Origin of the sequence: Bradyrhizobium sp. BR 1433 (assembly GCF_051547665.1) — a bacterium.
GTDB classification, from domain to species: Bacteria; Pseudomonadota; Alphaproteobacteria; order Rhizobiales; family Xanthobacteraceae; genus Bradyrhizobium; species Bradyrhizobium australafricanum.
Genome location: NZ_JBPUGG010000001.1, coordinates 8,253,393 through 8,273,542, shown reverse-complemented (window position 1 = coordinate 8,273,542; position 20,150 = coordinate 8,253,393). Strand labels below are relative to the sequence as shown.

Genomic DNA, 20,150 nt, shown 5'->3' with positions numbered 1-20,150 from the left:
TTCGCAACCGGTCGATATCACGATGCGAGCAGCTCCTTGAGCTTGCTGTCGATGAAGTCGACATCGACCGGATTGGTCCCCGGCCCGCCGGCGAAGTGGCCCAGATCGACGGCACCGGCACGAGCTTGGCGTTCGGCATGTTCTCGACCTCGAACGCACTGTCCTCCGGCGGGAAATAGAGATCGGTCTGACCCGGCATGACATAGGCCTTGGCCTTGATCGCTCTCAGCGCGGCCTTGAAGTCGCCATTGTAGATTTCGTTGTCGCTGATGTCGCCGTGCTGCCAGGTCCACAGCATCGTCAGCAGGTTGTTGGGATCCTTCGGCAGGAAGAAGCCTTCCAGAACGCCACCAGGAAATCCTCCAGCGACGAATAGCCTAGCGTCTTGATGTCGAGCTGCTCGCGATAGAAGGCCTGCGAAAAGCCCCAGCCGGCATAGACACGCGCGGCAGCGCGCAGGCCGCGGGCCGGCTTGTCGGTGTACCAGCCTTCCTTCCACGCAGCATCCGCCGTGAGTGCCGCCTTGACGCCTTCGAGGAACACGAAGTTGTGGCGCGAGCATTTCGCCGAGCCGCAGAACGGCGCCAAGAGGTCCATCATATCGGGATAGAGTGCGCCCCAATGGAACGTCTGCAGCGCGCCCATCGACCAGCCGACGACGAGACGGATGTGCTTGATGCCGAATTTCTCGGTCACCAGCCGATGCTGGGCGCGCACATTGTCATAGGCGGTCACCTGCGGGAAACGCGGTCCATTATACGGTTCCGACGTATTGCTCGGCGACGACGACAGCCCGTTGCCGAGCATGTTCGGAATGATGATGAAGTACTTTGCCGGATCGAGCGCCCTGCCCGGTCCGATCAGCCATTCATTGTCGTAGTGCTGGCCTGAGTACCAGGTCGGATAGATGATGACGTTGTCCTTGGCCGCGTTGAGCTGGCCATAGGTCTTGTAGGCGAGCTTGCAGTCGCGAATGGTCGCGCCGCGCTGCAAGGTCAAATTGCCGAGGTCATGGATCTGATAGTCGACGCTCATTGATATACCCTTCTTGCTTGATCGAGCTGATCGCTTACGCGGGACGCGCCACCTTTTCGGTCGGAGACTCCACTCGTGCGATCGCCCCATACACGATGCCTGCGACCACCGCGGCGGAGATCGCAGTGGACAACCCCGGCATCAGGTTTTCAACCGCAAAGGCACACAGCGACCCGATGCCCCAGGCGATGAACGGCTTCGCACGCCAGTCGACGTCCGCACGCGCCTCGGCCCGCAGCAGGTACTGATCGACCAGGATGATCGCACCGATCGGCGGCACGAGGATGCCAAGCAGCGACAGCCACTGGATGAAGAACGCCCAGACATTGCCGGCAGCGACCAGGATGCCAAGCGCGCCGAGCACCACCGCCATCAGCCGCATATTGGTCCCGAGGATGCGCGACCAGCCGGTGGCCGCGTTGTACAGGCAATGCGAGCAGACCGAGCCGAGATTGGCATAGAGGAAGATGAATGCGAGGATGCTGAGCCAGGTGAGCTGCTTGCCGTTCATGTAGCCGAACATGTTGTCGACACCGAACGGGTTGGCGTTCGGCACGGCGAGCGCCGCCGTCATCACGCCGCCGACCAGCATCGCGACCAGATTGGCGAACGGAAACGCGCTGAACGTGGCAAACAGCGAGGACCGCGTGCTCGGCGCCCAGCGATTGAAGTCCGCCGTCACCGTGCCTGCGTCGATGAACAGCGCGAGCACCACGGTAAGCCCGACGCCCATCGACATGCTGGCGACGCCATTATTGCCGGCATAGCCGAAGATCGCCGCTGACGTCGTGGTCGAGACGGCATCGGCCGCGACCCAGAGGCCGAGCACGACAAACAGCGGCACCGACGCCAGCCCGATCCAGTGCAATCCCTTCACGCCGACGAAGGTGATCCCGATATAGAGCACGCCGGCGACGATGGTCATCGCCACATAGTTGAGGCCGTAGGTCGAGGAGATCAATGCGCCGGTGATGCCGGTCTGCACCGCATACCAGCCGAGCAGCAGGGTCGACAGCAGGCCCGACGCCAGCACGTAGCCCTTCTTTCCGAACACGATGCTGGCGATCAGCGCGAAGTTCATGCCGCGCCGGGTGCCGATCAGGCCGAGCGCGCCTACATAGGCGAACATGATCAAATTGCCGACGATCATCGCCACCAGTGCATTCTTGAACCCCATGCCCAGCACCAACAGCGATCCGGTCATCGCGCCGGTGATGATCATCGGAAAGCCCAGCCACACCATCGTGACCGAGAAGGCGCTGCGCCGGGCGCTCATCGGCACCGGCTCGTGCTCGAATTCATGGCCGAGAAGGTCGTCGATCTGCCCTTCAGTCTGCTGAACCAGCCCGCTATTCGATTGACCGCTCATGATGTCCCCCCTGTTTCCTCCGCGAGGAAGTGTCCGCCGTTGCATCGAACCACGCCGGCGCGAAACGTCGCGCCGGCGCCGATCGTCGATGTCACTCAACGATGTGCGACTTTCTGGTTCGGAATGCCCTCGATCGGGCATTCGTCGGTTCCGACGGTCGGACGGGTCATGGCCTCGACCATTTCCCGGGTGCCCTCGGGGTCCGTGATCCAGTTCTTGTAGAAGGTGTAGGGGCAGACCGCGTGCCCCCGATCGCCGTCGCCCGAGTTGATCAGGCCGGTATAGCCGCGGTGCATCAGCTTGAAGAGATGGTTCTGCGACTGCATGTTGCGGCGGGCGTCGCGGATCAGCGACACCGAGAGCTGCGCGTACTGGATGCCGTTCTCCTCCGTGCCGCACTCGCCGAGCGTCCTTCCGTCGAAACCGATGAGCGCGGAATGGCCGAAGTAGGAATAGACGCCGTCGAAGCCAGAGGCGTTGGCGACCGCGACGTAGCAGTTGTTGGCCCAGGCCATCGACTTCGAGATCTGGATCTGCTGCTCCTTGGCCGGATACATGTAGCCCTGGCAGCGCACGATCAGCTCGGCACCGCGCATCGCGCAGTCACGCCAGATCTCCGGATAGTTGCCGTCGTCGCAGATGATCAGGCTGATCTTCAGCCCCTTCGGCCCGTCCGAGACGTAGGTGCAATCGCCGGGATACCAGCCCTCGATCGGTACCCACGGCATGATCTTGCGGTACTTCTGGACGATCTCGCCCTTGTCGTTCATCAGGATCAGGGTGTTGTACGGCGCCTTGTTGGGATGCTCCTCGTGGCGCTCGCCGGTCAGCGAGAACACCCCCAGACCTTCGCCTTGCGGCAAGCGTCGGCGAAGATGCGGGTCTCCTCGCCCGGCACGGACGACGCCGTCTCGTACATCTCCTTGGAGTCGTACATGATGCCGTGGGTCGAGTATTCCGGGAAGATCACGAGGTCCATTCCCGGCAGGCCGAGCTTCATGCCCTCGACCATCTTGGCGATGTTGCGCGCGTTATCCAGCACCTCCGCCTTGGTGTGCAGGCGCGGCATCTTGTAATTGACCACGGCAACGCCGACCGTGTCCTTGCTGCTCGATATGTCTCCATGCAACATGTCTCGACTCCCTTTCCTGAGCGATAAGTCCCGCTACACGGCCATGTGCAGCTGGATGAGATCATCGGTGAGCTCACCGATCGCGCCCTTGGCGACGACGCGTCCCTTTTCGAGCAGCGCGAAGCGGTGAGACGCGCGCCGCGCGAACGCGACATTCTGTTCGACCAGCACGACCGTGATGCCGCGCTCGCGATTGAGACTGACGATCACGTCCTCGATCTGCTCGACGATGTTCGGCTGGATGCCCTCGGTTGGCTCGTCCAGCAGGATGACCTTGGGCTTGGCCAGCAGCGCCCGCGCGATCGCAAGCTGCTGCTGCTGGCCGCCGGAGAGATTGCCGCCATAGCGATTGAGAAAGTCCTTGAGTACCGGAAACAGCTCGAGCACCCACTCCTCGATTCCGTTGGCCGATTTCGCCGCGAAGGTTCCGAGCGTCAGGTTCTCCCGCACGGTGAAGCGCGGCAAAATCCCGCGCCCCTGCGGCACGTAGGCAATACCGGCCTTGGCGCGCTGATAGGTCCGCAGCGGCGATATGTCGGCACCGTCGAGCGACAGCCGTCCGGTACACCGGTCCATCAGGCCGAGGATGCTGCGCATCAGCGTGGTCTTGCCGACGCCGTTGCGGCCGAGCACCGAGAGGAATTCGCCATTGCCGACCATCAGGTTGATGCCCTGCAGGGCGCGGCTGTTGCCGTAGAACGCGTCGACGTCGGTCAGCTCAAGCATGGCTGATGCCTCCCGATCCGAGATAGGCGCGGCGCACTTCCGGATGCGCCTCCACTTCCGCCGCCGTGCCCTCGGCCAGCATCTGGCCCATATGCATCACGGAGATGATGTCGCCGATCGCCTTGACGAAGCCCATGTCGTGCTCGACCACGATCAGCGTGTGCTTGCCCTTCAGCCGTGCGAACAGTTCGGCGGTCTTGCGGGTTTCCTGCGCCGTCATGCCCGCGGTAGGCTCGTCCATCAGGATCAGCTCGGCGTACCTGGGCGACCAGCATGCCGATCTCCAGCCACTGGGTCTGACCGTGCGACAGATAGGCGGCCGGCCGGTCGAGCTGCTCGGTGAGTCCGACCAGCTCGGCCAGACGCTCGACATGCTCGCGTCCTGAATTGCCGATATTCCAGCGCAAATTGCCAAGCACGGAGGTGCGACGCGCTCGCGCCACTTCAAGGTTCTCGCTGACCGTGAGCTCGCGGAACACGCTCGGCACCTGGAATTTGCGGCCGACGCCAGCGCGGGCGATTTCGTATTCCTCAAGATCCTGCAGCGCGGTGCCATCGAAGCTCACCGTGCCGGCGCTCGGCTTGACCTTGCCGCAGATGATGTCCAGCGCGGTGGTCTTGCCCGCGCCGTTCGGCCCAATCAGGCAGCGCAGCTCGCCCTTGCGCACGCTCATGTTGAGTGAATTGAGCGCCTTGAAACCGTTGAAGCTGACCGACACGTCGCGGAGATCGAGATGGGAGCTCATGTGCTGCCCTCCGTCTGGCCGACGCCTTGCGCCACCCCGCCCGCGGCCGCATGGCGGCGCAGCACGATCCAGCGCAGCACGACCTGCGCAAGGCCGGCGAGCCCCTTCGGCAAAAACAGCACCACGAGCACGAACAGCGCGCCCATCACCAGCGTCCAGGTTTCCAGGAACGCCGCTGACTCCGACAGCGCGCCCTGCATACCCGCCACCAGCACCGCGCCAAGGAACGCACCGACCAGGCTCTGCCGGCCGCCGACCGCGCACCACACCACGACCGAAAGCGAGAGCTGCACGCCGAGGAAGGTCGGCGAGGCAAACTCCATCACCACCGTGTAGAGCATGCCGGCAAGGCCCGCGATCGCCGCCGACAGCGCGAACACGAAGATCTGGTAGAGCGCGACGTCGTAGCCGAAGTAGCGCACCCTGCTTTCATGGTCGCGGATCGCCTGCACGATCAGTCCGGCCTTGGTTCTCGTGAAGGCAAAGGCGACAAGCAGGCTGAGCAGGACACAGCTGGCCACGAGATAATAGGTAGCCCGGCCATAGGCATCGAACGCGACGCCGAAGATCTCGAGCTGGGCGAGATCGGTGATGCCGTTGAAGCCGCCGGTGTAGCTCTGCTGGTCGATGATCACGAGATTGATCACCACCATGGTGGCGAGCGTGATGATCGAGACATAGACGCCGGTGACGCGGCCCCGGAACATGAACCAGCCGAGCGCCGCCGCAACCAGCGCCGGCACGATCAGGCCGGCGGCGATCGCGAAGGTCAGTGAGCGGAACGGCTCCCAGAACCACGGCAAATGCTGGACATTATTCCAGACCATGAAGTCCGGCAGTCCGCTCGCTCCGGTGTGCACCGGGACGGTCTTGAGCTTGAGCGCCATTGCCATTGCGTAGGAGCCGAGCCCGAAGCTCATCGCCTGGCCGAGATTCAGGATGCCGCCGATCCCCAGGACAGCCCGAGCGACACAGTAAGGATGCCCAGCACCAGATAACGCGCGACCTTGTTGAGCAGGAAGTCGTTGTTGAGCAGCACCGGCAGCGCGAACACCACGGCAGAGACAATGAGCAACGGTGCAAGCTGCGCGATCAGGCGCTGCAATCCGCTGGAGTTAGGAACATGCGACGGCATAGATGAGCGATCTGTCTCAGGCCCGCACGCGTGCGGTGAAAAGCCCCTCGGGGCGGAAACGGATGAGCACGACGATGGCGAGCAGCACGATCGCCTTGGCCACCGTGTCGTTCTGCAGGAAGGCAATGCCGCCGGAGAGCTCGCCGAGGATGAAGGCGCTCGCCACGGTGCCGGCGAGGCTCTGCACGCCGCCGAGCACCACCACCATGAAGGCATCGACCACATAGCCGGTGCCCATATCGGGCGACACGCTCTTCAGCGGCGACACCAGCGCGCCAGCCAGTCCCGCAAGGCCGGCGCCATAGGCGAAGGTCAGCGCATAGACCCGTTTGGCGTTGATGCCGAACGAGGCGGCGACGGAACGGTCCTGGATGATCGCGCGTAGCTTCATTCCGACCGTGGTGCGGTTCATCAGCAACCAGGTCGCCACGAACAGTGCGATCGACACCACGAACAGGAACACCCGATAGGACGATACCGAGATGCCGAACACGTCCATGCTGTCGGACAGCGCCGGCGGCAGCTGCACGTAGCGCAGTTCGCTGCCGACCATCAGCCGCACCGCCTGCTGCAGCATGATGCCGACGCCCCAGGTCGCAAGAATTGTGTCCAGCGGCCGGTTGTTGAGCAGGCTCAGGACGTAACGCTCGATGACCCAGCCGAACGCGGCGACCACGAAGAAGATCGGCACCAGGCTCGCGAGCAGGCCGAGCCCGAGATAGGTATGGAACACCCAGGCCGCGTAAGCGCCCAGCATCACGAACTCGCCATGGGCGAGATTGATGATGCCCATCGAGCCGTAGATGATCGACAGGCCCAGCGCGACCAGCAGCAGGATCGATCCGATGCTGAGGCCGGTGACGATTTGTTCGATGAATTGGTCCACGTCGGGATCCGCTTTCGAGGTTCGCGTTGTGCGCCCTGCCCCTCGCCCCCGTTCGTGCGAGAGGCAGCATTCGTTTCGGGACGCTGGCCGCCGGCGCCGCACGCCGACGGCCTTCGTCAGCCCCCGTCGTCAGCTCTTCTCGACCAAGCCCTTCTCGGTGCATGACTGTCCGGGATAGGCCGCGTAAGGCACCGGCTTCAGCCACTCCTTGGCCTCGACGAGAATCTCGAACTGTCCGTTCGACTTCGCCTGCGCGATCTTGGGCCACAGCCAGGTGTGCAGGTTCTCCGGCTCGATCCGGACCTTGCCCTGCGGTGCAATCACTTCCTGGCCCTTGACCGCGTCGCGGATGTTCGGCGGCGTGAGATCGCTGGTCGCGAGCTTCTCGACCGCCTGCTTGAACAGGTAGGTCTGGAAGTAGCAGGCCTCCGACACGAAATGCGTCACCTTGTCGGCGCCCCAACGCTTCTTGTAAGCCTCGACGAACTTCTCGTTCTCCGGCGACTTGTGCACCATGAAGTAAGGCGCCGAGGTGAAGTGACCGGCGGCCGCCTCGCCGCCCATCGCAGCGACTTCGTTCTCGGAGGTCGTCGAACTCGCCATCGGCATCTTCTCGGGATCGAGGCCGGCCGCCTTGTACTGACGATGCAGCGCGACCACGGAATCGCCGACCACGGTGGAAAAGATCACGTTCGGCTGAGTCGAGCGGATCTTGTTGATGACGGAAGAGAATTCGGAATGGCCGAGCGGCACATATTCTTCCGCCACGACCTCGCCGCCGAGTTTCTCAAGCAGCTTCTTGCAGTAGTTGTTCTCTTCCTTCGGATAGATGTAGTTGGAGCCGATCAGGTAGAACTTCTTGCCGAACTTCTTGACCAGCCAGGGCACGAACTCGTCCTGCTGCTGGTTCGGCACCGCGCCGGTGTAGATGACGTTCTTCGAGCACTCGCGGCCTTCATAGAGCGTCGGATACCAATAGAGATTGTTCTGCCGCTCGAACACCGGGAGCACCGCCTTGCGGCTTGCCGAGGTGTAGGAACCGAACACACTGACGCATTTGTCGCCGACGACGAGCTTGCGAGCCTTCTCCGAGAAGGTTGCCGGATCGGACGCGGGGTCCTCGACGATCGGCACGATCTTGCTGCCCTTGATGCCGCCTGCGGCGTTGATCTCCTCGATGGCGAGCAGCGTCGCCTTGTTGAGCGATTCCTCGATGATCGCGGTCGTTCCCGTCAGCGAGAACAGCACGCCGACCTTGATCTCGCCGCCGGCGGCGTAAGCGAGGTCGGCGTTCTTGATCCAGATGTGCGGCAGTCCGGCGCCGGCAAACGCGCCCAGCGCCGCGGTATTCCTCAGCAAAGTCCGCCGTGAAATGCTCATCCCTAGCTCCCTTCAGGACTGAAAAAACAAAAAGCCCTCCCGATGCGCGCTTACGCGAGCATTGGGAGGGCTTTGTTGCCGGTTATGTCGAAGGCGGCGCTGTCGCCGCCGGCCCCGCTATTGGGGCTTACTGTTGATGATCGTAGCCAAGCAGTTCGAACGAGTCAACAATCGCCGCGGCGACTGCACTTGCCGACACGCGACGATCCATCGCCTGTCGTCTGATGAAGCCATAGGCTTCGGTTTCCGGCATCTGCCGCGTCGCCATCAGGATCGCCTTGGCGCGCTCCACCGTGCGCATCGAGCGCAGATTGTCATCGAGCTTCTCGATCTTGCTGCGAAGCCGCCGTTCATAACCAAATTGACTGCGCGCCAGCACGAGACTGGACAGCACGGCATTCTGCGTGAACGGCCGCGGCAGCACGGCGTTCGGCGTCGCATGACACAGCGCATCGGCGTGAACGGTTTCCGTCGCCGGCAGGATCACAACCAGCGCCGAGCGCGCGTCGCCGGGAATCCATGGCAGGCGCCGCGCCAGGTCAGGGGAATATTCGCAGTACACCACGTCGGCATCGGCGGGCACGCTCTCCGGCATCGGCCAGACCTGCCGCACCCGCATCCGGAACCGCTGCAACTCGCGCAGCAACATGCCGACCTGATCGTCGACCGGCGCGACCACCACCGCCGACAGATCGGCAAGTTCCTGAACCATGGTCTTGCGTCCGCCGACGTCTCGGCTCAGCGACGGCTTACGCGACATTTCGTTCATTGGACGCTTCCTGTTTGCGTTGCACGACCATATCCGATCAGGAACGGATCCGCATGCACCGGCTCCTTCGACTGGCTGACGACATCGAACTGCCCCTGGCGGTTGGCGCGCCCGATGCGGGTCCAGAGGTCGGTATGACCCGACATCGGGTTGACGGTGACGGCACCTTGCGGTGCATCAAAGCTGGTGCCGAACACCATCGAGCGGAGAACTTCGGTGTCGAGTGAATTGACCTGCTCGAGCGCCTTCGCGAACAGATGCAGCTGGAAATAGGATGCTTCGGCGCACATGTTGGTTGAGATATCGGCGCCGAACCGCTTCTTGAAGTGCTGCACAAACGCATTATTAGCGCTGCCCTCGACGCCCTGGAAATACGATGCGGCCGTGACGTGTCCCTCGCCGACGTCGAAGCCCATGGCGGCAATTTCCGCTTCCGTCGTGGTCAGGCTGGCGATCGGCACCTGCTTTGGATCGAGCCCGACATTCGCATAGGCCTGATAAAGGAACACCGTGCCCTCGCCAACGACGGTCGAGAAGATCACGTCGGGCCTGACACGCTTGATATCCTGGATGATCGGCACAAAATCCTGCCAGCGCGCGTAAACATTGACATAGCGCTCGCCGACCACCGAGCCGCCGTTACTCTTGAGCAGCTCCCGCATCACCCGGTTGGACTCGCGCGGATAGATGTAGTCGGACCCCACGAAATAGAACCGCGTTCCGAACGTATCCATCAAATAGCGGCACAGCGCGAGGCTGTTCTGGTTCGGCGAGGCGCCGGTGTAGATGACGTTGGGCGACGCCTCGAACCCTTCGTAAAGCGTCGGATACCAGAGCAGACCGTTCAGCCGTTCGACTACCGGCAGCACCGCCTTGCGGCTCGACGAGGTGTAGCAGCCGAAGATCGTGCTGACCTGATCCTCGATCATCAGCCGCTTGGCGTAATGACCATAGGCGGCCGAGTCCGATCCGGGGTCATAGGCAACGGGAACCAGCTCGCGGCCGCAGACGCCGCCCGCTTCATTCACCTCTTCGATCGCGAGTTGCGTGCCCTGATACTGGGTCTCCTCGATGACCGACATGAAGCCGGTTCGCGAGAACAGCACTCCTATCCGCCACGGAGCGGATGTCGTTTGGGTAAGGTTCGACATGATCAGGCCCTCGACAGAATTGGAGGGACGAGAGGGATTATTGTTCTTATTGCTCTCGAACAGCATTGCCGGCTGCGGAAGATTGCATGCCATCTGCCGCGAGACAAGGACCCTGGCCGCTCATCCTGTCAGCGAAGCTGACGCGAAAGCAGGCAGACTAATGTGTCACCTGCGACGGGTCACAGGCGCAGCGCTCCACGGACCACCTATCTCCGGTAGCTGCACCGTCGATTTCCCGTATCAAGGCATGTCCGGCCGGTCACCTCGCGTACATCAACCGGAAGGTTGAGAGCTGCAACGAGATTGCTCGTTAACCTGCGCCCCGGTCGGGAGATGCCGCAACTCCCGATCGAGGAGGTCCCATCAGCGCAGGCTGGGCAGATCGAGCCCGTTGGCGCGCGCGCATTCGATCGCCGTGTCATAGCCGGCGTCGGCGTGGCGCATGACGCCCGTCGCCGGGTCGTTCCACAGCACACGCTCCAGTCGGCGCGCCGCCTCCGGCGTGCCGTCAGCAACGATCACCATGCCGGCGTGCTGCGAATAGCCGATGCCGACGCCGCCACCGTGATGCAGCGACACCCAGGTGGCACCGCTCGCGCAGTTGAGCAAGGCGTTGAGCAGCGGCCAGTCGGACACCGCGTCGGAGCCGTCGCGCATCGCCTCGGTCTCGCGGTTCGGGCTCGCCACCGAGCCGCTGTCGAGATGATCGCGGCCGATCACGATCGGCGCCTTGAGCTCGCCGCGCGCCACCATCTCGTTGAAGGCAAGGCCAAGCCGATGGCGGTCGCCAAGCCCGACCCAGCAAATTCGCGCCGGCAGTCCCTGAAACTTGATGCGCGCCTTGGCCATGTCGAGCCAGTTGTGCAGGTGGCTGTCGTTGGGCATCAGCTCCTTAACCTTGGCATCGGTCTTGAAGATGTCCTCGGGATCGCCCGACAGCGCCGCCCAGCGGAACGGCCCGACGCCGCGGCAGAACAGCGGACGGATATAGGCCGGAACGAAGCCTGGAAAATCGAACGCCTGCTTCAGGCCCACGTCCTTGGCCATCTGGCGGATGTTGTTGCCGTAATCGAGCGTCGGGATTCCCTGCGCGTGAAAATCCAGCATGGCCTGGACGTGATCGACCATCGAGGTCTTGGCTGCCGTCTCAACGGCCTTCGGGTCGCTCGCGCGTTTGGTTTCCCAATCGGCGAGTGTCCATCCCTTCGGCAAATAGCCGTTGATCGGATCATGCGCGCTGGTCTGGTCGGTGACGATGTCCGGGCGCACGCCGCGGTGCACCAGTTCGGGAAAGATCTCGGCCGCATTGCCGAGCAGGCCGACCGACACCGGCTTCTGGCTCTTGACCGCCTCAGCAATGATCGCGAGCGCGTCATCGAGCGTCGCCGCCTGGCGGTCGAGGTAGCCCGTCCGCAGCCGCATCTCGATGCGGCTCGGCTGGCATTCGACCGCGAGCATCGAGGCGCCGGCCATCGTCGCGGCCAGCGGCTGGGCACCGCCCATGCCGCCGAGGCCCGCCGTCAGGATCCATTTGCCGGCGAGACTGCCGCCATAGTGCCGGCGGCCGACCTCGACGAACGTCTCGTAGGTCCCCTGCACGATGCCCTGGCTGCCGATATAGATCCAGGAGCCTGCCGTCATCTGGCCGAACATCATCAGGCCCTGGCCGTCGAGCTCGTTGAAATGATCGAGCGTTGCCCAATGCGGCACCAGGTTGGAATTCGCGATCAGTACGCGCGGCGCGTCGGCATGGGTCCGGAAAATGCCGACCGGCTTGCCGGACTGCACCAGCAGGGTCTGGTCGCCTTCGAGCTTGCGCAAGGACGCGGCAATCCGATCAAAGCTCTCCCAGTCGCGCGCCGCACGGCCGATGCCGCCATAGACCACGAGCTCGCTCGGGCGCTCGGCGACATCAGGGTCCAGATTGTTCATCAGCATGCGCAGCGGTGCTTCCGTCAGCCAGCTCTTGGCGCTGATGTCGGTGCCGCGGGGAGCACGGATGATGCGTTCGTTATCCAGTCGGCGGTTCATGACGGATGTTCCTGCTAAGCAAGTTTCTAAGTCAGTCTTGGAAATGGATCGGTCGGAAGCACCGCGATCGCAGCGGCGGGCAGCGCGTCGGCTTCGATCAGAGCGGCCGCCCTGGCGAGATCGTCAGCCATGTAGCGGTCGGCGGCGAGCGCCGGAACCTGCTCTCGGAGCGCGGCAATGACCGCAGCGAGCGGCGCGCTCGTTGAATGCGGCGCGCGCAGCGTGATGCCCTGCGCGGCGACCAGCAGCTCGATGCCGAGGATGGCGGCTAGATTGTCGGCCATATCGGACAGCCGACGCGCAGCATGCGCGGCCATCGAGACATGATCTTCCTGATTGGCGCTGGTCGGCGTCGAATCGATCGAGCACGGCATCGCACGCTGCTTGTTCTCCGCATAAAGCGCCGCCGCCGTCACCTCGGCGATCATGAATCCGGAGTTGATGCCGGGCTCGGGCGTCAGGAACGGCGGCAGGCCGAAGTTCAAGGCGGGGTCGACAAGGGTCGCGATCCGCCGCTCGCTGGTCGCGCCGATCTCCGAGAGCGCGAGCGCAATCTGGTCGGCGGCGAACGCCACCGGCTCGGCGTGGAAATTGCCGCCTGACACGATCTCGCCGGTCTCGACCAGGACCAGCGGGTTATCCGTCACGGCATTGGCCTCGATGGTCAGCCCGCGCGCGGCCTGCGCGAGCAGGTCGAGCACGGCGCCCGCAACCTGCGGCTGGCAGCGCAGACAATAGGGATCCTGCACGCGCTCGTCGCCCTCGAGATGCGATTGCCTGATATCGCTGCCGTCAAGCAGCGCGGTCAGGGCGGCGGCCGCGGCGATCTGCCCGTCATGGCCACGCAAAGATTGAATCTCGGGACGAAACGGCACCGTCGACGCCATCGCCGCATCGACCGACAGCGCACCGGTCACCAGCGCGGCGCACGCCAGGCGATGCGCACGCAGCAGACCGGAGATGGCGTAGGCGGAGGAAAACTGCGTGCCGTTGATCAGCGCGAGCCCCTCCTTCGGGCCGAGCGTCAACGGCGCGAGGCCGGCAACCGCAAGCGCTTCGCGGCCCGGCACGACTTTGCCTTCAAGGATTGCCTGTCCCTCCCCGATCATGACCGCGGTCATGTGAGCGAGCGGCGCGAGATCGCCGGAGGCACCGACCGAGCCCTGCTGCGGCACCAGCGGATAAACGCCGCGCGCCAGCATGCCCTGCAACTGCTCGATCACCTCGCGGCGCACGCCGGATGCGCCGCGACCGAGCGAAATCACTTTCAACGCCATCATCAAACGCACGATCGGCTCGGGCGTGTTCGGACCAACTCCACAGCAGTGCGACAAGATGAGGTTGCGCTGAAGCAGCGCGGTTTGATCGGGCGCAATGCGCGTCGATGCCAGCTTCCCGAAACCGGTATTGATGCCGTAGACGGGAACGTCGATATGCGCCGCCTTCGCCACGATCTCCGCGGCCGCCTCGACGCGCGGCCAGCACGATAGATCGAGCATGATGGGCGCGCCCGCGAGCACGCGCACCAGGACGTCGAGGCCGACGGTTCCGGGCGTCACGACGACAGGCGCATCCCGATCGCTCATTGCGCCCTCCACACCCGGCTGTGCAGCGGGTTGAAGCCGATGCGGTAGACCAGTTCGGCCGGACGCTCGATGTCCCAGATCGCCAGATCGCACCACTTGCCGGCCTCCAACGTGCCGGTCTCGGCGAGCATGCCGAGCGCGCGCGCCCCTTCCCGCGTCCCCCCTGTGAGGCATTCGGCGACCGTCATCCGGAACAGCGTTGCGCCCATGTTCATCGCCAGCAGAAGCGAGGTGAGCGGCGAGCTGCCGGGATTGCAATCGGTCGCCAGCGCCATGTTCACACCGTGGCTACGGAACAGCTCGACCGGCGGCTTGTGCGTTTCACGAATGAAATAGAACGCGCCGGGCAGCAGGACCGCGACGGTGCCGGCCTTCGCCATCGCCACCGCGCCGGCTTCGTCGGTGTGCTCGAGATGATCGGCCGAGAGCGCCGAGAATTTCGCGGCCAGCGCCGCGCCGCCGAGATTGGACAGCTGATCCGCATGCAGCTTGACCGGCAGTCCGAGCGCACGCGCCGCCTCGAACACCCGTGCCGTCTGCTCTCCGGAAAACGCGATCCCCTCCATGAAGCCGTCGACGGCATCGGCGAGGCCGGCCTTGGCCACGGCCGGCAGCATCTCGTTGCAGACCAGATCGATGTAACCGTCCTTGTCGCCGTTGGCCTCCAGCGGCAGCGCATGCGCTCCGAGGAACGACGTGCGGATCGCAACCTGCCGCAGGCGGGCAAGGCTGCGTGCAGCCGCAAGCTGCCGCATCTCGGTCTCGGCATTGAGGCCATAGCCGGACTTGATCTCGACGGTGGTTGCACCCTCGCCGATCAGCGCATCGAGCCGCGGCAGTGCGCCGGCGACGAGCTCCGCCTCGGTCGCCTTGCGCGTCGCCGCAACGGTCGAGACGATGCCGCCGCCGGCGCGCGCGATCTCCTCATAGCTCGCGCCCTTCAGGCGCAGCTCGAACTCGTGCGCGCGGTTGCCGCCGAAGACGAGATGGGTGTGGCAATCGACCAGCCCGGGCGTGATCCAGCGGCCGGCGCAATCGATCCGTTCAACGGCGTCCGCATCCACAGGAAAGTCCGACTGCACGCCGGCATAGACGATGCGGCCGTCGCGCGCCGCGATCAGGCCTCGCTCGATCTCACCGAGATCAGTGCGGTCGCTGCGCATCGTGGCGAGCCGGGCGTTGTGCCAGATACGGTCGAAGCGCTCTGCCATGCGATCGTCCCCTCAAGATGGGATGCTTGACTTATATGTCTAGACATATAATCGTGTCCGGGTTCTGTCCAGCCGGCGTGGAAAAATGACACGACTGCATTTCGCATTCGCGCTGCTGCCTTCGGGCTGGGCCAATGACGTGCAGGTCGTCGCTGTCGATGGCGCGATCGCTTCGGTGACGGCGGGCGTTGCGCCTACCGCCGGCGACCAACGTCACCAACTGGCGGTTCCGGGATTGGCGAGCCTGCACAGCCACGCCTTTCAACGCGGCATGGCCGGGCTTGCCGAACTGCGCGGCGATACGACCGATACGTTCTGGACCTGGCGCGAGACGATGTATCGCTTCGCGCTGACCATGACGCCGGACGACGTCACAGCCGTCGCCACCCTGCTCTATGTCGAGATGCTCGAGCGCGGCTTTACCCGTGTCGGCGAGTTTCACTATCTGCATCATGATCGGGACGGCGCGCCCTACGCCAATCTCGCCGAGATGGCCGTACGCATCGCTGAGGCCGCCAGCGCCTCCGGCATCGGGCTCACGCTGCTGCCGAGTTTCTATGCCCACAGCACGTTCGGCGGCGCCGCACCGCATGCCGGGCAACGTCGCTTCATCTGCTCGGTCGATCAGTTCGCCGCGCTGATGGCCGCCTCGCGCGAGGCGATCCGAAAACTTCCCGGCGCCAACATCGGCGTCGCTCCGCATAGCCTGCGCGCCGTGGCGCCGGATGAGCTGGCGGCGATCATCCCGCTTGCCGGGGCGGATCCGATTCACATCCATGCCGCCGAACAGGTGCGCGAGGTGGAGGATTGCCTTGCCTGGTCGGGGCAGCGGCCGGTGGAGTGGCTGCTCGAACATGCACCTGTCGATCAGCGCTGGTGTCTCATTCACGCGACCCACATGACGGAGCAGGAAGTCACAGCGCTCGCCGGCAGCGGCGCGGTTGCCGGCCTTTGCCCCGTCACCGAAGCAAGCCTCGGCGACGGCGTCTTTTCGGCGCGCGAATTCCTCGCCGCGGGCGGCCGGTTCGGCATCGGAACCGATTCCAACGTGCTGGTCGGCGTCGCCGATGAGCTGCGCCAGCTCGAATACGGTCAGCGGCTGAAACACCGCGAGCGCAATGTGCTCTCGGAGCGTCCCGGCACATCGACCGGCCGCGCCCTGTTCGACCAGGCGCTCGCGGGCGGCGCGCAGGCTCTGGCACAGACCAAGGCCGGGCTTGCGCCCGGCGCGCGCGCCGACATCGTCAGCCTCGACACCGCGCATCCGTCCCTCGCGGGACGGTCGGGCGATGCGGTTCTCGATGGCTGGCTGTTTGCAACCGGCAGCGACGCGATCGACTGCGTCTGGGCCAGTGGCGACAAGGTGGTCGCGGGCGGCCGGCACCGGCTGCGCGACAAGGCGCGCGAGCAGTTCAATGCCAGCGTGCGGAGGCTCGTCGCATGAGCCTCGCCTCCGACCAGGCCAAGCCCGGCGCGGCGAACAAGCCGACACTCTACAAGCGGATCCGGCTCGACATCGAGACCCGGATCCTGACCGGCGAATGGCCGCCCGGGCATCGCATCCCGTTCGAGCACCAGCTGATGGCGCGCTATCGCTGCTCGCGCATGACGGTGAACAAGGCGCTGTCGGAACTGGCGCAGGCCGATTTGATCGAGCGGCGGCGCCGTGCCGGCACCTTCGTGCGCCGTCCGCAGCATCTGTCGGCGGTGCTCAAGATCGCCGACATCCGCGCCGAGATCACCGCGCTCGGCCGCAGCTACGGCTATCAGCTGATCGAATGCCGGCGGCGCACCGCAACCGCAGCCGATCGTACCCGGCTCGGCGTCAGCACGGCCGGCAAGGTCATCGCGATCGCCTGCCGGCACAGCGCCGACAACGTGCCGTTCGCCGTCGAGGACAGGCTGATCGATCTCTCCACCGTCCCGGAGGCCGCAACCGCGGACTTCGCCCGCGAGCCGCCCGGATCATGGCTGCTGCACCATGTGCCGTGGACCGAAGCCGAGCATACGATCAGCGCCATCATCGCCGACGACCGCACGGCAAAGGCGCTCGACATCGCGGTCGGCGCGCCGTGCCTCGTGATCGACCGCTACACCTGGCGCAGCGCACGCACGGTGACGGCGGTGCGGCTGCATTATCCAGGCGAGACGCACCGCCTGGTGGCTCGCTTCAAGGGAGGCTGAGGACAGCTTGCGCGGCATATTTCATGCAATGCATCATGGGCCATCGTCCGCCGACATGCTTCATGCGGCAATCCGCCGCGACTGACGTGAAGACATCAACTGGGTTCAATCCATCGTTCAAGGGGTCGACAATCATGCGTTCCTTCAAGCTATTGCCCGCAATCGCAGTCTTGCTCGCGTCCACGGGCGCGTTCGCGGATGACGTCAAGGTCGGCGTCGGCATCTCCGGATGGACCGGCTTCGCGCCGCTGACGCTCGCCAAGGAGGCCGGCATCTTCAAGAAGAACGGCCTCGACGTGACCTTGAAGAAGATTCCGCAAAAGGACCGCCATCTCGCGATTGCGTCGGGCGACATCCAGTGCGCGGCCACCACGGTCGAGACCTGGATCTCCTGGAACGCTAACGGCGTCGCGACCAAGCAGATCTTCCAGCTCGACAAGAGCTACGGCGCCGACGGTATGGCCGTGCGCAACGACGTCGCCGCGATCAAGGACCTGAAGGGCAAGACCGTCGCGGCATCGGCGCCGGGCACTTCGCCCTATTTCGCGCTGGCCTGGATGCTGAAGAAGAACGGCCTCACAGTGAAGGACGTCACCGTGGTGAATTTGGAGCCCGCCGCCGCGGCGCAGGCCTTCGTCTCCGGCCAGAACGATGCCGCGATGACCTACGAGCCCTATCTGTCGACGGTGCGCGCTGCTCCCGACAAGGGCAAGATCATCGCAACCACGCTCGACTACCCGATCGTGATGGATACCTTCGGCTGCACGCCAAAATTCCTCACCGACAATCCGAAAGCGGCCCAAGCGCTGGCCAACAGCTATTTCGAGGCGCTCGACATGATCGCCAAGGACCAGGCCAAGTCCTACGAGATCATGGGCGCTGACGTGAAGCAGACCGGCGAGCAGTTCGGCAACTCGGCAAAGTACCTGCGCTGGCAGGACAAGGCCGCCAACCAAAAATTCTTCGCCGGCGACTTCCTCACCTTCAACAAGGACGCTGCCGAGCTCCTGCTCGAGGTCGGCATCATCAAGGCCGCGCCGAAGGTCGAGGACATCTACGACGCCAGCTTCATCAAGTAACGCAGCAACCATTTCGACCGGTCCCGCATCGCGACACAGCTGGCGGGACCGGCGCATAAGCTACTCCCGGATCATTTGATGCGTCCTCTCGAGCCCACGACATCGAAGCAGCGCGTGGCCTATGGCCTCGCCTTCTTCGTGCTGTTCGTCGCCCTCTGGTCCTGGGCGACGTTCGGCGGCCACGTGTCGAAGACCTTTCTCGCCAACCCGCTCACCATGGTGCAGGAGGGCTATGAGCTGCTCGCCAAGCAGGGCTTTCTGTTCGACATCGGGATGACGATCTGGCGCGTGATCGGCGGGTTTGTGCTTGCGGCCGTCATCGCGGTGCCGCTCGGCGTTTTGATGGGAGCCTACAAGCCAATCGAGGCCTTTCTCGAGCCATTCGTGTCCTTTGCGCGCTATCTGCCGGCATCCGCCTTCATCCCGCTGCTGATCCTGTGGGCGGGCATCGGTGAGTTGCAGAAGCTGCTTGTGATCTTCATCGGCGCAGTATTTCAGATCATCCTGATGGTCGCCATCACCGTCGGTGCCACACGGCGCGACCTGGTGGAGGCCGCCTACACGCTCGGCGCCCGCGACCGCGGCATCATCCGCCGCGTGCTGCTGCCTTCCGCTGCGCCCGAGATCGCTGAAATCCTCAGGCTGGTGCTGGGCTGGGCCTGGACCTACGTCATCGTGGCCGAATTGATCGGCTCATCGTCGGGCATCGGGCACATGATCACCGATAGCCAGGCGTTGCTCGAACACCGGCCAGATCATCTTCGGCATCATCGTGATCGGGCTGATCGGCCTGATCTCCGATTTCCTGTTCAAGGCGTTCAACGCCTGGCTGTTCCCGTGGAAGCTCGCATGACCGCGCTCAAGATCGATCAGGTCTCGCGAACCTTCCCCGCCCGCGCCGGCAACGCGCCGACGAGAGCGCTCGAGCCGACCACGCTCGACGTCGGCGACAACGACTTCGTCACCATCCTCGGCCCCTCCGGATGTGGAAAGTCCACTTTGCTCCGGATCATCGCCGGGCTCGACCGGCCGACCAGCGGGCGCGTCACGCTCGACGGGCGCGAGGTCACCGGCCCCGGCGCCGATCGCGGCATGGTGTTTCAGTCCTACACATTGTTTCCGTGGCTGACGGTGCGGGAGAATATCGCCTTCGGCCTGCGTGAGCGCGGCGTGTCGCAAGCGGAGCGCCATGAGATCGCCGATGCGTTCATTCGTCGGGTCGGGCTGTCGGGCTTCGAAAATCACTGGCCCAAGCAGCTGTCGGGCGGCATGCAGCAGCGCACCGCGATTGCCCGTGCGCTGGCCAACGATCCGAAGATCCTGCTGCTCGACGAGCCGTTCGGCGCGCTGGACAACCAGACGCGCGCGCTGATGCAGGAGATGCTGCTGGGGATCTGGGAGCGCGACCAGAAAACGGTGCTGTTCGTCACCCACGACATCGAGGAAGCGATCTTCCTCGGCAGCCGCGTCATCGTCATGAGCGCGCGGCCCGGCCGCATCAAGGCGGAGATCGCGGTCGACCTGCCGCATCCCCGCTCCTACAAGATCAAGACCACGCCCGAATTCGTCGCCCTCAAGGAGCGACTGGTTGAGGAGATCCGCACCGAGGCCCTGAAGGTCGCCGAACAAGCCTGAGAGCCTGTTTCTCCGTCATGCCCGGCCTTGTGCCGGGCATCCACGTCTTTGCTTCAATCGGGCAAGAAAGACGTGGATGGCCGGGACAAACCCGG

15 protein-coding genes and 4 pseudogenes are annotated in these 20,150 nt (G+C 64.3%); 5 read left to right on the top strand and 14 right to left on the bottom strand.

From position 1 onward, the window contains the following. Window positions 1-17: 17 nt before the first annotated feature. From ACSKB9_RS39660 to hutI, 14 genes and pseudogenes are all read right to left on the bottom strand, one after another. A pseudogene (locus ACSKB9_RS39660) lies at window positions 18-1,035 on the bottom strand (alpha/beta fold hydrolase). A 34-nt stretch (window positions 1,036-1,069) separates the two neighbouring features. After that, complete coding sequence (locus ACSKB9_RS39655; protein ID WP_438079719.1) at window positions 1,070-2,404, bottom strand: purine-cytosine permease family protein; 1,335 nt, start codon at window positions 2,402-2,404, stop codon at window positions 1,070-1,072. 95 nt (window positions 2,405-2,499) lie between these two features. Next, a pseudogene (locus ACSKB9_RS39650) lies at window positions 2,500-3,536 on the bottom strand (aliphatic amidase). Between the two features lie 33 nt (window positions 3,537-3,569). Then, entirely contained in the window at window positions 3,570-4,262 is a 693-nt protein-coding gene (urtE, locus tag ACSKB9_RS39645; RefSeq protein ID WP_050386944.1) for an urea ABC transporter ATP-binding subunit UrtE, read from the bottom strand. Further along, a pseudogene (gene urtD, locus ACSKB9_RS39640) lies at window positions 4,255-5,008 on the bottom strand (urea ABC transporter ATP-binding protein UrtD). Before urtD ends, urtE begins: the two are co-directional and overlap by 8 nt. Beyond that, window positions 5,005-5,928, bottom strand: a complete 924-nt coding sequence (gene urtC / locus ACSKB9_RS39635) for an urea ABC transporter permease subunit UrtC (RefSeq protein ID WP_438079718.1) — start codon at window positions 5,926-5,928, stop codon at window positions 5,005-5,007. Before urtC ends, urtD begins: the two are co-directional and overlap by 4 nt. Window positions 5,929-5,942: 14 nt before the next feature. After that, entirely contained in the window at window positions 5,943-6,143 is a 201-nt protein-coding gene (locus tag ACSKB9_RS39630; RefSeq protein WP_438079717.1) for a hypothetical protein, read from the bottom strand. Window positions 6,144-6,159: 16 nt separating this feature from the next. Continuing rightward, window positions 6,160-7,029, bottom strand: a complete 870-nt coding sequence (gene urtB, locus ACSKB9_RS39625) for an urea ABC transporter permease subunit UrtB (RefSeq protein WP_057015920.1) — start codon at window positions 7,027-7,029, stop codon at window positions 6,160-6,162. A 129-nt stretch (window positions 7,030-7,158) separates the two neighbouring features. Further along, complete coding sequence (locus tag ACSKB9_RS39620; protein ID WP_438079716.1) at window positions 7,159-8,409, bottom strand: transporter substrate-binding domain-containing protein; 1,251 nt, start codon at window positions 8,407-8,409, stop codon at window positions 7,159-7,161. Between the two features lie 127 nt (window positions 8,410-8,536). Then, entirely contained in the window at window positions 8,537-9,178 is a 642-nt protein-coding gene (locus ACSKB9_RS39615; protein WP_016845707.1) for an ANTAR domain-containing response regulator, read from the bottom strand. After that, window positions 9,175-10,329 carry a transporter substrate-binding domain-containing protein gene (locus ACSKB9_RS39610; protein ID WP_438079715.1) on the bottom strand — a complete coding sequence of 385 codons (1,155 nt, stop codon included), beginning with the start codon at window positions 10,327-10,329 and terminating at the stop codon, window positions 9,175-9,177. Before ACSKB9_RS39610 ends, ACSKB9_RS39615 begins: the two co-directional genes overlap by 4 nt. A gap of 363 nt (window positions 10,330-10,692) precedes the next feature. Continuing rightward, window positions 10,693-12,360, bottom strand: a complete 1,668-nt coding sequence (gene hutU, locus ACSKB9_RS39605) for a urocanate hydratase (protein ID WP_438079714.1) — start codon at window positions 12,358-12,360, stop codon at window positions 10,693-10,695. A 26-nt stretch (window positions 12,361-12,386) separates the two neighbouring features. Continuing rightward, window positions 12,387-13,946 (bottom strand): histidine ammonia-lyase, encoded by a 1,560-nt coding sequence (gene hutH / locus ACSKB9_RS39600; RefSeq protein WP_438079713.1) that lies wholly within the window; start codon window positions 13,944-13,946, stop codon window positions 12,387-12,389. Further along, window positions 13,943-15,157 (bottom strand): imidazolonepropionase, encoded by a 1,215-nt coding sequence (gene hutI, locus ACSKB9_RS39595; RefSeq protein WP_438079712.1) that lies wholly within the window; start codon window positions 15,155-15,157, stop codon window positions 13,943-13,945. Before hutI ends, hutH begins: the two co-directional genes overlap by 4 nt. Before the next feature lie 85 nt (window positions 15,158-15,242). Here hutI and ACSKB9_RS39590 point away from each other — a divergent pair, with 85 nt between their 5' ends. The 5 genes and pseudogenes from ACSKB9_RS39590 to ACSKB9_RS39570 all read left to right on the top strand — a co-directional run bounded on the left by ACSKB9_RS39590 (window position 15,243) and on the right by ACSKB9_RS39570 (window position 20,055). Then, on the top strand, window positions 15,243-16,601 hold the full coding sequence (locus ACSKB9_RS39590) for a formimidoylglutamate deiminase (RefSeq protein WP_438079711.1): 1,359 nt from the start codon (window positions 15,243-15,245) through the stop codon (window positions 16,599-16,601). After that, window positions 16,598-17,341, top strand: coding sequence for a histidine utilization repressor (gene hutC, locus ACSKB9_RS39585; RefSeq protein ID WP_438079710.1), 744 nt, complete (start codon window positions 16,598-16,600; stop codon window positions 17,339-17,341). Before ACSKB9_RS39590 ends, hutC begins: the two co-directional genes overlap by 4 nt. A gap of 134 nt (window positions 17,342-17,475) precedes the next feature. After that, on the top strand, window positions 17,476-18,420 hold the full coding sequence (locus tag ACSKB9_RS39580) for an ABC transporter substrate-binding protein (RefSeq protein WP_438079709.1): 945 nt from the start codon (window positions 17,476-17,478) through the stop codon (window positions 18,418-18,420). 78 nt (window positions 18,421-18,498) lie between these two features. Beyond that, window positions 18,499-19,273, top strand: a pseudogene (locus ACSKB9_RS39575) (ABC transporter permease). After that, window positions 19,270-20,055 carry an ABC transporter ATP-binding protein gene (locus ACSKB9_RS39570; protein ID WP_438079708.1) on the top strand — a complete coding sequence of 262 codons (786 nt, stop codon included), beginning with the start codon at window positions 19,270-19,272 and terminating at the stop codon, window positions 20,053-20,055. The pseudogene ACSKB9_RS39575 and the gene ACSKB9_RS39570 overlap by 4 nt, the downstream one beginning before the upstream one ends. Window positions 20,056-20,150 lie beyond the last annotated feature (95 nt).

Coding starts and splice junctions, on each gene's coding strand:
- ACSKB9_RS39610 (WP_438079715.1), bottom strand. CDS start 10,329: ATGTCGAACCTTACCCAAACGACATCCGCTCCGTGGCGGATAGGAGTG.
- ACSKB9_RS39570 (WP_438079708.1), top strand. CDS start 19,270: ATGACCGCGCTCAAGATCGATCAGGTCTCGCGAACCTTCCCCGCCCGC.
- hutH (WP_438079713.1), bottom strand. CDS start 13,946: ATGAGCGATCGGGATGCGCCTGTCGTCGTGACGCCCGGAACCGTCGGC.
- ACSKB9_RS39580 (WP_438079709.1), top strand. CDS start 17,476: ATGCGTTCCTTCAAGCTATTGCCCGCAATCGCAGTCTTGCTCGCGTCC.
- ACSKB9_RS39655 (WP_438079719.1), bottom strand. CDS start 2,404: ATGAGCGGTCAATCGAATAGCGGGCTGGTTCAGCAGACTGAAGGGCAG.
- hutC (WP_438079710.1), top strand. CDS start 16,598: ATGAGCCTCGCCTCCGACCAGGCCAAGCCCGGCGCGGCGAACAAGCCG.
- hutI (WP_438079712.1), bottom strand. CDS start 15,157: ATGGCAGAGCGCTTCGACCGTATCTGGCACAACGCCCGGCTCGCCACG.
- ACSKB9_RS39620 (WP_438079716.1), bottom strand. CDS start 8,409: ATGAGCATTTCACGGCGGACTTTGCTGAGGAATACCGCGGCGCTGGGC.
- ACSKB9_RS39630 (WP_438079717.1), bottom strand. CDS start 6,143: ATGCCGTCGCATGTTCCTAACTCCAGCGGATTGCAGCGCCTGATCGCG.
- ACSKB9_RS39615 (WP_016845707.1), bottom strand. CDS start 9,178: ATGAACGAAATGTCGCGTAAGCCGTCGCTGAGCCGAGACGTCGGCGGA.
- urtC (WP_438079718.1), bottom strand. CDS start 5,928: ATGAGCTTCGGGCTCGGCTCCTACGCAATGGCAATGGCGCTCAAGCTC.
- ACSKB9_RS39590 (WP_438079711.1), top strand. CDS start 15,243: ATGACACGACTGCATTTCGCATTCGCGCTGCTGCCTTCGGGCTGGGCC.
- urtE (WP_050386944.1), bottom strand. CDS start 4,262: ATGCTTGAGCTGACCGACGTCGACGCGTTCTACGGCAACAGCCGCGCC.
- hutU (WP_438079714.1), bottom strand. CDS start 12,360: ATGAACCGCCGACTGGATAACGAACGCATCATCCGTGCTCCCCGCGGC.